This window comes from Pseudomonas entomophila (genome assembly GCF_013523125.1).
GTDB lineage: Bacteria > Pseudomonadota > Gammaproteobacteria > Pseudomonadales > Pseudomonadaceae > Aquipseudomonas > Aquipseudomonas entomophila_B.
In genome coordinates, this window is sequence record NZ_JAAMQJ010000017.1 from 82,750 (window position 1) to 94,031 (window position 11,282).

The window sequence follows — 11,282 nt, forward strand, 5'->3', positions numbered from 1 at the left end:
TTCGTCGGGTACGGGTTTCGGAATGAGGCGCGACCTGTGCGAAAATGCGCGCGCTTTCGGTGCTGCGGCCCGCCTGGAGGGCCATGGGCATCGCTCCGGTCTCTGACGTCGCCGCTTCACCTGCTTTGTTCATGAATGCTTGGAGATGCACGGTTTGGTGACTCATTACTCTCTCAATGGCCTCGACGCCGCCTGCGGTCGCAGCAGCGCGACCTTGCTCGGCACGGCCGACGCGACGTCGGTTTCCTGCAAGTCGTGCCAGCGCAGCCTGGCGCGCCCGGCCGCCGACAGCGCCAGCGTGCGCAAGTCGCCTTCGCTGGCCGACCTGCGCAAGTCCGTGGGCCGTGAAACGCCCTCGGCTGCACCGACCGTCGCACGACCCGCAGCCGTGTCGAGCCGCACCACGTCGATCGCCGCCAAGTCCCACCCCGTTGTCCAGGCGCCCGCAGTCGACGCGGCACGCTCGACGTCGGCCGCCGGCCTCAGCGTGAAGGCCGCCTGGGCACAGAAACTGGCGGCCCAGCGCGACCGCTGCCGCCTGCCACGCGGCAAGGCGGGTCAGCGTCAGGTCTGACCAGCACGCCCGGCGCGCCCACCTGTGCAACAGCGCGTCTTGGCGTAGAATGGTCGCCTTTGTCCATCGATATTTCGTACACGACCTTTCCCACTGGCCTGTCACCAGGCCGGGATCGTCGTCGATGTCTTCACCCATCTGAGAGAGGGCTTGGTTTTGGCTCAATACGTCTACACCATGCATCGGCTGAGCAAGGTCGTGCCGCCGAAGCGGGAAATCCTGAAAAACATCTCCCTGTCGTTCTTTCCGGGCGCCAAGATCGGCGTCCTGGGCCTGAACGGCGCGGGTAAATCCACGCTGCTGCGCATCATGGCCGGCGTCGATAAAGAGTTCGACGGCGAAGCCCGTCCGATGCCCGAGCTGAACGTCGGCTACCTGCCCCAGGAGCCCCAGCTGGACCCGAGCAAGACCGTGCGCGAGGTGGTCGAGGAGGCCGTCAGCGTGATCAAGGACGCCCAGGCGCGCCTGGACGAGGTCTATGCCGCGTACGCCGAGCCGGACGCCGACTTCGACAAGCTGGCCGCCGAACAGGCCAAGCTCGAATCGATCCTGCAGGCTGCCGATGGCCACAACCTCGAGCGTCAGCTCGAAGTGGCCGCCGACGCGCTGCGCCTGCCGGCCTGGGAGGCCAGGATCGAACACCTGTCCGGTGGCGAGAAGCGCCGTGTAGCCCTGTGCCGCCTGCTGCTGTCGGCACCCGACATGCTGCTGCTCGACGAGCCGACCAACCACCTGGACGCCGACTCGGTCGCCTGGCTCGAACGCTTCCTGCACGACTTCCCCGGTACCGTGGTGGCCATCACCCACGACCGTTACTTCCTCGACAACGTTGCCGGCTGGATCCTCGAACTGGACCGCGGCGCCGGCATCCCGTACGAAGGCAACTACTCGGGCTGGCTGGAAGCCAAGTCCGATCGTCTGGCGCAGGAGTCCAAGCAGCAGAGCGCCCACGAGAAGGCCATGAAGGAAGAGCTGGAATGGGTGCGCAAAGGCGCCAAGGCCCGTCAGTCCAAGTCCAAGGCGCGTCTGGCCCGCTTCGAGGAAATGCAGTCGCAGGAATTCCAGAAGCGCAGCGAAACCAACGAGATCTACATCCCGGCCGGTCCGCGCCTGGGCGACAAAGTCATCGAGTTCAAGAACGTCAGCAAGGGCTACGGCGATCGCGTGCTGATCGAGAACCTGTCCTTCGCCATGCCCAAGGGGGCCATCGTCGGCGTCATCGGCGGCAACGGCGCGGGTAAATCCACCCTGTTCCGCATGCTGATGGGCAAGGAGCAACCCGACTCCGGCAGCATCGAGATCGGTGAGACCGTGCAACTGGCCTGCGTCGACCAGAGCCGTGAGGACCTGGACGGCAGCAAGACCGTGTTCCAGCAGATCTCCGATGGCTCGGACCAGATCCGCATCGGCAGCTACGAGATCCCGTCGCGTACCTACGTCGGCCGCTTCAACTTCAAGGGCGGCGACCAGCAGAAGTTCGTCAAGGACCTCTCTGGCGGTGAGCGTGGCCGCCTGCACCTGGCGCTGACCCTGAAGGAGGGCGGCAACGTCCTGCTGCTCGACGAACCGTCCAACGACCTCGACGTCGAGACCCTGCGCTCGCTGGAAGAGGCTCTGCTGGACTTCCCGGGCGCGGCCATCGTGATTTCCCACGACCGTTGGTTCCTCGACCGTGTGGCCACTCACATCCTGGCCTACGAAGACGATTCCAACGTGGTGTTCTTCGAGGGTAACTACACCGAGTACGAAGCCGATCGCAAGAAGCGTCTGGGTGATGCCGCGGCGCAACCGCATCGCGTGCGTCACAAGAAGCTGGCCCAGTAAAGCCGGTTTCGCATGCACGGGAATGGGGCCTAGATGGCCCCATTTTTGTGCCTAAAGGCGACCTGACACCGCACGTTTGGCGCCTTTTCTGGCATACAGTTATATAAATGCACCAGAAAATTTCATAAAAACGACATGATGCCCTGTTGCAGGGCGAAACGTTCTTGCTACAGTCGAGGAAACCAACAACTACAATCCCGACGTGGTGAGACCCCTCCATGACTGAATCTGTCGACGATTTCCTGGCCCGCCTCAAGCAGCGCGACCCTGCCCAACCCGAATTTCACCAGGCGGTCGAAGAGGTGCTACGCACCCTCTGGCCCTTTCTCGAAGCCAACCCTCATTACCTGAACGCCGGTATTGTCGAGCGCATGGTCGAGCCCGAGCGCGCCGTGCTGTTTCGCGTGTCCTGGGTCGACGACCAGGGCAAGGTCCAGGTCAACCGCGGTTACCGCATTCAGATGAACAGCGCCATCGGCCCCTACAAAGGCGGCTTGCGCTTCCACCCCTCCGTGGACTTGAGCGTGCTCAAGTTCCTGGCGTTCGAGCAGGTCTTCAAGAATGCCCTGACCTCGCTGCCGATGGGCGGTGGCAAGGGCGGCTCGGACTTCGACCCCAAGGGCAAGAGCGATGGCGAAGTCATGCGCTTCTGCCAGGCGTTCATGAGCGAGCTGTACCGCCACATCGGCGCGGACCTGGATGTTCCGGCCGGGGACATCGGCGTTGGCGCGCGGGAGATCGGCTTCTTGTTCGGACAGTACAAGCGTCTGGCCAACCAGTTCACCTCGGTGCTGACAGGCAAGGGCATGAGCTACGGCGGCAGCCTGATCCGCCCGGAAGCCACGGGCTATGGTTGCGTGTACTTCGCCGAAGAGATGCTCAAGCGCCAGCACCTGAGCGTCGAGGGCCAGCGCGTGGCCATTTCCGGTTCCGGCAACGTGGCCCAGTACGCCGCGCGCAAGGTCATGGACCTGGGCGGCAAGGTGATCTCGCTGTCCGATTCCGAAGGCACGCTGTACTGCGAGTCGGGCCTGACCGAGGCGCAATGGGAGGCGGTGATGACGTTGAAGAACGTCGAGCGCGGACGCCTGAGTGCCCTGGCCGCGGAGCTTGGCCTGGAGTTCCGCCAAGGGCAGACGCCGTGGTCGCTGCCGTGCACCATCGCCTTGCCATGCGCCACGCAGAATGAGCTCGATGCCCAGGCCGCCCGTACCTTGCTTGCCAATGGCTGCCTGTGCGTCGCCGAAGGCGCGAACATGCCGACGACCCTCGAGGCCGTGGACCTGTTCATCGACGCCGGCATCCTGTTCGCGCCGGGCAAGGCGTCGAATGCGGGCGGCGTGGCCGTCTCGGGCCTGGAGATGTCGCAGAATGCCATGCGCCTGCTGTGGACCGCCGGCGAGGTGGACAGCAAGCTGCACGGCATCATGCAGTCGATCCACCATGCATGCGTGCACCATGGGGAAGAGGCCGATGGCCGCGTGAACTACGTCAAGGGCGCCAACATCGCCGGGTTCGTCAAGGTGGCCGATGCCATGCTGGCGCAGGGTGTGGTCTGACTCCATAAACGATGCATGCAAGACCCAGGGGCCGCCCCGCGGCCCCATCGCGGGCAAGCCCGCTCACAGAGAGGACATCCTAGAATCGTCAGAGACGTGGAGCCGCAACCTGTGGGGGCTTGCCCGCGATGAAGCCGACGCCGATCTCGCCTGAACCCAGGACGCCGACGCCTCGGCTACTCGCTTTGCAAGACTTGCCTTCTACTCAATGGCGACGATCTCGATCGTCTGGTCACCCGCCGGCCTGCGCCATATCACTTCATCCCCCTCGGCCGCGCCCAGCAGCGCGCTTCCCAGCGGCGCCCCCCAGTTCACTCGCCCCTGTGCGGCATCGGCTTCATCCTCGCCCACCAGCTGCACGCTATGCTCGACGTCGTCTTCATCGACAAAACGCACCCGGTTGCCGATCTGCACCTTGCCGCCCGGTGTCGGCGCAGGGGCGACCTGAGCACTCTGCAGGCGCGCCGTGAAATAGCGCAGGTCGCGCTCGATGTCGGCCACTCGCTGCTTGTCCACCGCCTCCCCTTGCGCCAGCAGTTCGCTACGCTGCGCTGACAGCTCGGCCACGCGTTGCTGCAACTGGACGTACCCGCTGGCGGTCACGTGGTTGGGTTGATCGCTGATGCGTCGCTCCACGGGCGGGTTGGCCTGGGCGGCCGCCTGGTCTTCGTTGACGAATGCGCGACTCATGGTGATCTCCTGATCCTTCGAACGACGTGGCGCATCCCCTGACGTGGGCGATGCGCTTCGTTCGTTGGACACTGCGGCGCGGCAGTGTGCTTCAGTAGTGATACCACTTCATTTCCAGCATCACTTCGTTCTGCGCCGACGCCAGATGACTGAACTCGCGCTTGGCGCTCAGGCGCAGGCCCAGGTTGCGGGAGATTTCCCACTGCTGGTTGAGGCTCAGGCTACGGCGTACCTCGCCATTGGTGAAGAAGTCACCTTTGGCTTCCAGGCTCAGGTTGCCCAGACCGTTGCGCCACAGCACCCCCCCGTTGAAGCCGGTGGCAGGCGAGACGAATTCGGCGAAGTCGTTGTGGTGCTCGAGGCGCACCGTGCCCAGGGCAAAGCCCAGGACATCCTCGCCCAGCTGCCAGGTACCCCCGGCGCCGCCATTGACGTGGCTGACCAGCACCTCGTCGTCGTGCTTGCCCGGCACCCGCTCCAGCCCGCCGGCCACTTGCCAGGACCACGGTTTCAGCAGGTCGTTGCGCGGCGTCAACGAACGGATCGTGGCCAGGTCCAGCCGCTGCACCTGCCATTCGTTGCCTTCGTACTGACGCACCTTGAGCTGCAGGATCTCGATCTGCGCACCCAGCGGGAAGCCATAAGCATTGTCGTTGAGGTCATGGTAGGCCATGCGCAGGCCATATTCGGCGTAGGCACGGTCGCCATGGGAACCGGCGCCCAGCTGCCAGGTGCGCGACTGATGGCCTTCTTCCGGCAAGCCGGGTTTCTCGATCTGCAGAAGCGGTGGCGGATTGCGGTTGATCGCCCGCAGCAGCTCGAAACTGCGCGCTGCCTGGGCCGGGTCGCGCGCCTGGCCATTGGCGCGGTAACGCTCCAGACGATAGGCCGCATCCTGGATCAATGCCTGGCGCTCCCGGGGCAGAGCCGTGAAGGCAGGCGCCTGCAAGTGCTGCGTGTCGGCGCTAAGGGCCAACACCTGTTGAGTTTCGTCGGCATCCAGGGGCTCGGCGCGTGCCAGCAGCTCGCGCTCGCGGGAAGGTCGGTAGCGGGTGTCGGCCACCAGCCCGGCCTGCTTCACTGCCTTGACGGTGTCGGTCGGGATGGCGGTCAGCGGGAACTGCGAGGTCAGGTCCAGTGTGGGACGTGCCACCTGCAGCAGCTCCAGCAGCCGGTAGGAGCAGTTCTCGTCGAAGAAGAAATAGTCGAACTGCACCTGCCGCAGCTCCCAGACGTGCTCGACCATGCGCCCGGTCTCTTCGGGCGTCAGGTTCAGCTGGTACTCCCACAGGTCACGGTTTTCCAGGCTGCGGTATTCGGACAGCTTGGCCTGGTAGGGCATCAGGGCGAACAGCCCTGGGTAACCGCCGGCCAGGCCTTTCCAGGCGTACAGGATGCTGTTGTCGTTGCCTTCGATGTAGGCACCGAAGTTGATGGCGTAGCTGAGCAGCGAGGTCTTGTTGCTATGGGTGTCGGCCTGGTCGATGCGCAGCAGCGTGTGACCGAACATTGATGACGGGCTGTTCAGGTAGGCGGCCGGGAAGATCAGCGCAGCGCTGTGCGGGGCGACATCGTCGTACCAGGTGCGGTAGTCGCTGCACACCGGCTGCGGCAGGTCGCGCAGGTCGAGCTGCTCGCGCAGCCAGCGGGTGCGCGCCGGAAACACGCACTGGGCGTGCCGGTTGCCCAGGTCCGCCGGGGCATAGAGGGCCTGAACCGTGGCCGCGAGTTCGCGCTCAGGGTGGTGAGCGCCATCCTCGGCCAGGAAGAACTTGGGGTCATCGACATAACTGCGCCAACCGCCGAGCGTGCCGTTCTCGTAATGCCCCAGGGCAATCCAGTAGGGCAGGGCGGCGAGCTGTTGCAGGCGAGCGTGGTCGAAGGAAGGTGCGGCATGCAGCGAGGGGCTGACGCTGAGCGCCAGCAGGCAAAGGCGTTTGAGCATGTCGGGCAACTAGTCAGGAAAGTGCCGATAGAATGCACGAACCCGCCCTGTCGTGCAGGGCGGTTCGGGCAGGACTCAGGCCTCGGTCGCGTACTTGGCCAGTTGCGGGTCGTTCTTCAGGACAGCCAGGGTGTTGGTGTGCACGGTTTCAGCGGTCGCATCGGCGCTGCTGAAGATCTGCTGGAAGTGGTCGTGGGTCACGGCCGCGAAACGCTCGCGATCCTGAGGGGCCACGCCCATCACCACGGCGTAGGTGGTCAGGGCTTCGCCCTGGCCCTGGGCCATGTCTTCGGACAGTTCGTTCATCATGCCATTCATGGCCAGCCAGGACTTGCCGCCGTAGGTCAGCGCGGAATTGGTCGAGCAGCCGTTGGTGCCGGAGGTCATGCCGAAGGTGGCGTTGCCCGAGGTACCGTTGGTGGTGGAAGCCAGGAAGTGGGCAGGGGTGCCACGCTGGCCTTCGAACAACATGTTGCCCCAACCGCAGTTCGGGCCGCCTGGCGCTTCGGCCATGGCGTTGATCGAAACGACGGTGAACAGCGTACCCAGAAGAATCCGTTTCATAGCTTTGTTCTCTTATCAGTAAACCTGCCAAAGGTCATGGTCCCGACAACATCGGTTGCCGGGTGGGGCAAGCGATTCGCCTTCCCGCGCAAGTTGGAGTTTAGGCATGTTCCAAAGGTTGCGTACCGGGATGTGAAAATTTCCTTGAATGCGCCCGTTTTGCGTGAGTGACATAAAGCGCCTCGCCACCTTGCAAGGCGCGCGCATGCGGCGCCAGAATGCCGTCATCTGCCCGAGAACCAAGGAAGTCCAATGCCCGATTCCGTCGCTGCGAGTCTGCGTCTTGAACCCCATGCCCTGACCCGGCGCTTTTCCGCCGACCAGTTTGCCTTTTCGAGTACCGACGACCTGGAGCCGTTTCGGGGTGTGCTGGGCCAGGAACGTGCGGTCGAAGCCTTGCAGTTCGGCGTGGCCATGCCACGCCCGGGTTACAACGTCTATGTGATGGGCGAGCCGGGAACCGGTCGTTTCTCCTTCGTCAAACGCTACCTGAACGCCGAAGGCAAGCGCCAGCAGACGCCGGCCGACCGCGTCTACGTCAATAATTTCGATGACCTGCGCGAGCCCCGTGCACTGGAATTGCCAGCTGGCAGCGCCCATGCGTTCATCGCCGACATCAACGCACTGATCGGCAACCTGGTGGCCACCTTCCCGGCCGTCTTCGAGCACCCGTCGTACCAGCAGAAGAAGGGCGCCATCGACCGCGCCTTCAACCAGCGCTACGACCGTGCCCTGGACATCATCGAGCGTGCCTCGCTGGAAAAGGACGTGGCCCTGTACCGCGACGCCAGCAATGTCGCCTTCACCCCGATGAGCGAGGGCAAGGCGCTGGACGAAGCCGAGTTCGCCCAGTTGCCCGAGGCGGTGCGCGAGCAGTTCCACCAGGACATCGCGGCCCTCGAAGAGCGCCTGAACGAAGAGCTGGCCAGCCTGCCGCAGTGGAAGCGCGAGTCGAACAACCAGCTGCGCGCGCTCAACGAGGAAACCATCACCCTGGCCCTGCAGCCGCTGCTGGCGCCGCTGTCCGAGGCGTACGCGGAAAACGCCGCCGTGTGCGCCTACCTGCAGGCCATGCAACTGAACCTGCTGCGCACCGTGGTCGAGCAACTGGTCGACGACAGCAAGACCGACGCCGAGGCGCGCAAGCTGCTCGAAGAGCAGTACGCCCCGAGCCTGGTGGTCGGTCACCCGGCCAAGGGCGGCGCACCGGTGGTGTTCGAGCCCCACCCGACCTACGACAACCTGTTCGGGCGCATCGAATACAGCACCGACCAGGGCGCGCTGTCGACCTCCTACCGGCAGCTGCGCCCCGGCGCCCTGCACCGCGCCAACGGCGGCTTCCTGGTGCTGGAGGCCGAGAAGATGCTCGGCGAGCCTTTCGTCTGGGATGCGCTCAAGCGCGCCTTGCAGTCGCGCAAGCTGAAGATGGAGTCGCCTCTGGGCGAGCTGGGCCGGGTCGCCACGGTGACGCTGGCGCCACAGGTGATCCCGCTGAACGTCAAGGTGGTGGTCATCGGCTCGCGGCAGCTCTACTACGCGTTGCAGGACCACGATCCGGACTTCCAGGAGATGTTCCGGGTGCTGGTCGACTTCGACGAAGACATGCCGATGCTCGACGAGAACCTCGAGCAGTTCGCCCAGCTGCTGCGCACCCGCACCAACGAGGAAGGCATGGCGCCCTTGACCGCCGATGCGGTCGCGCGCCTGGCCACCTACAGCGCGCGCCTGGCGGAGAACCAGAAACGCCTGTCGGCCCGGATCGGCGACCTGTTCCAGCTGGTCAGCGAAGCGGACTTCATTCGCCAACTGGCCAACGACGCCACCACCGACGCCGGGCACATCGACCGCGCCTTGCGAGCCAAGGCCACGCGCACGGGGCGGGTGTCGGCACGCATTCTCGACGACATGCTCGCCGGCATCATCCTGATCGACACCGATGGCGCGGCCATCGGCAAGTGCAACGGCCTGACTGTGCTCGAGGTCGGCGATTCGGCCTTCGGTGTCCCGGCGCGGATCTCGGCCACCGTCTATCCCGGCGGCAGCGGCATCGTCGACATCGAGCGCGAGGTCAACCTGGGGCAGCCGATCCACTCCAAGGGCGTGATGATCCTCACCGGCTACATGGGCAGCCGGTATGCCCAGGAATTCCCGCTGGCGATCTCGGCGAGCATCGCGCTGGAGCAGTCCTATGGCTATGTGGACGGCGACAGCGCCTCGCTGGGCGAGGTCTGCACGCTGATCTCGGCCCTGTCCAAGACGCCGCTCAAACAGTGCTTCGCCATCACCGGTTCGATCAACCAGTTCGGCGAAGTGCAGGCGGTCGGCGGCGTCAACGAGAAGATCGAGGGTTTCTTCCGCCTGTGCGAGGCCCGTGGGCTGACCGGCGAGCAGGGGGTCATCATCCCGCGCGCCAACGTCGTTACCCTGATGCTCGACGAACGGGTACTGCAGGCGGTCGAAGCCGGGCGTTTCCATGTCTATGCGGTCAGCCAGGCCGACGAGGCCCTCAGCCTGCTGGTGGGCGAGCCGGCCGGTGCGCCGGACGAACAGGGCGAGTTCCCCGAGGGCAGCATCAACGCCCGCGTGGTCGAGCGCCTGCGCGTCATCGCCGAGATGGTCAGCGAGGAGGACATCAAGGAAGCCGAGAAGGAGCGGCTCGAGGAAGCCCTGGCGCAGGCCCAGCCCCGGTAACCCGCACGGCGCGCCAGGGCGCCGACGGCCTGACCGTCTGGCGCCAGGCGCGCGACGTTGCCGCGTGTCTTCTATGCTCAGGGCAGGATGTCCTCGACCTTCAGGAAGGAGGTCGCCTGCCCCTTGGCATGGACACGGGGCCTGAAGGAGGAAGACGCGATCATGCGCAACCTCAACCTGACCCGCCAGTGCCTTGGCCTGGTGACCCGCATCGAATGCAGCATCCGTCCCTTGGCGGGTGGTACTGGTCTGTGGACGCTGCTGTTCGCCGCCGGCGTGGCCGGCGAGCAACCCTCGGCGATCAAGGCCCAAGGACCGTTCCACGGACCGCAGGTGGCCGAGTCGGTGCTCGAGGCCATCCTCGAGAGCTTGATCGTGCATGGCTACGAGGTCGCCGAAGGGCCGCAGACCTGGTGCACGCACCTGCAAGCCCAGCTGCGGCGCGCCAATGGCGAACGCTGTCGTCACCTGGGCGACTGCCAGTTTCATCCCGATGCATGAGCCCCGACCGCTGCGGCACAGCAGCGCAGGCTTTCTCTGAAGCGGATGGGGTGGCTATACTCGCGCTCGTTTTTCGCCCTCCGACGAGTATGACGCTGCAATGGAACGTATCCTCGAAAACGCGATGTATGCCTCGCGCTGGCTGCTTGCACCGATCTATTTCGGTCTTTCCCTGGGCCTGCTGGCCCTGGCGCTGAAGTTCTTCCAGGAAGTGATCCACGTCCTGCCCAACGTCTTCGCCCTGAGCGAGGCCGACCTGATCCTGGTGATCCTGTCGCTGATCGACATGTCGCTGGTCGGTGGCCTGCTGGTGATGGTGATGATTTCCGGTTACGAGAATTTCGTCTCGCAACTGGACATCGACGAGAGCAAGGAAAAGCTCAACTGGCTGGGCAAGATGGATTCCTCCTCGCTGAAGATGAAGGTCGCGGCCTCGATCGTGGCCATCTCCTCGATCCACCTGCTGCGGGTGTTCATGGATGCCCAGAACATCACCACCGATTACCTGATGTGGTACGTGATCATCCACATGACGTTCGTGGTCTCGGCGTTCGTGATGGGGTATCTGGACAAGCTGACCAAGCACTGAGAAACCGCTGCATGACCGTGGTCATCGGCAGGCTGCAGAAACCTGGGTGGGAGCTGGCTTGCCAGTGATGGGGCCTTGACAGGCGCCGCCTGCATCGCGGGCAAGCCCGCTCCCACACGCTGTTTGTGCAGCCATATCTACACCGACAAGTTGCAGAGATCTGGGTGGGAGCTGGCTTGCCAGCGATAGGGCCTTGTCAGGCGCCGTCTGCATCGCGAGCAAGCCCGCTTGTGTCTTTGAGGATCGCTAGAATCAAAGGTGAGAGGAATGGATGGCAAGCTGTCTGTCCGAGGTGCCCCGAGCACGAGTGGGAGCAAAGCTGCCATCCATTCTTCCACCTTGACT

Annotated in this window: 9 protein-coding genes; 6 read left to right on the plus strand and 3 right to left on the minus strand. The window is 64.5% G+C overall.

The genetic code is table 11. From position 1 onward, the window contains the following. The first annotated feature begins 154 nt into the window (after positions 1-154). The 3 genes from G7007_RS11285 to gdhA all read left to right on the plus strand — a co-directional run bounded on the left by G7007_RS11285 (position 155) and on the right by gdhA (position 3,957). Positions 155-574, plus strand: a complete 420-nt coding sequence (locus G7007_RS11285; RefSeq protein WP_181101795.1) for a hypothetical protein — start codon at positions 155-157, stop codon at positions 572-574. 156 nt (positions 575-730) lie between these two features. Continuing rightward, the gene (gene ettA / locus G7007_RS11290) at positions 731-2,398 is read left to right on the plus strand and encodes an energy-dependent translational throttle protein EttA (protein WP_181101780.1); all 1,668 of its coding nucleotides are present in this window, start codon (positions 731-733) and stop codon (positions 2,396-2,398) included. A 218-nt stretch (positions 2,399-2,616) separates the two neighbouring features. After that, positions 2,617-3,957: an NADP-specific glutamate dehydrogenase gene (gdhA, locus tag G7007_RS11295; protein ID WP_181101782.1), complete on the plus strand. Its 1,341-nt coding sequence runs from the start codon at positions 2,617-2,619 to the stop codon at positions 3,955-3,957. Between the two features lie 201 nt (positions 3,958-4,158). Here the strand turns inward: gdhA and G7007_RS11300 are convergent, their stop codons facing one another. The 3 genes from G7007_RS11300 to G7007_RS11310 form a co-directional block, all read right to left on the minus strand. Next, on the minus strand, positions 4,159-4,647 hold the full coding sequence (locus G7007_RS11300; RefSeq protein ID WP_181101785.1) for a GreA/GreB family elongation factor: 489 nt from the start codon (positions 4,645-4,647) through the stop codon (positions 4,159-4,161). A 91-nt stretch (positions 4,648-4,738) separates the two neighbouring features. Next, positions 4,739-6,592, minus strand: coding sequence for an Lnb N-terminal periplasmic domain-containing protein (locus G7007_RS11305; protein WP_181101787.1), 1,854 nt, complete (start codon positions 6,590-6,592; stop codon positions 4,739-4,741). A gap of 75 nt (positions 6,593-6,667) precedes the next feature. Continuing rightward, complete coding sequence (locus G7007_RS11310; protein WP_060392543.1) at positions 6,668-7,156, minus strand: DUF3015 domain-containing protein; 489 nt, start codon at positions 7,154-7,156, stop codon at positions 6,668-6,670. A gap of 252 nt (positions 7,157-7,408) precedes the next feature. Here G7007_RS11310 and G7007_RS11315 point away from each other — a divergent pair, with 252 nt between their 5' ends. From G7007_RS11315 to G7007_RS11325, 3 genes are all read left to right on the plus strand, one after another. Continuing rightward, a complete protein-coding gene (locus G7007_RS11315) occupies positions 7,409-9,847 on the plus strand; it encodes a Lon protease family protein (protein ID WP_181101789.1) in 2,439 nt (812 codons plus the stop codon). A gap of 162 nt (positions 9,848-10,009) precedes the next feature. Then, entirely contained in the window at positions 10,010-10,348 is a 339-nt protein-coding gene (locus G7007_RS11320) for a PA4575 family protein (protein WP_181101797.1), read from the plus strand. Positions 10,349-10,448: 100 nt separating this feature from the next. After that, entirely contained in the window at positions 10,449-10,937 is a 489-nt protein-coding gene (locus G7007_RS11325) for a TIGR00645 family protein (protein WP_144939451.1), read from the plus strand. The last annotated feature ends 345 nt before the right edge of the window (positions 10,938-11,282 follow it).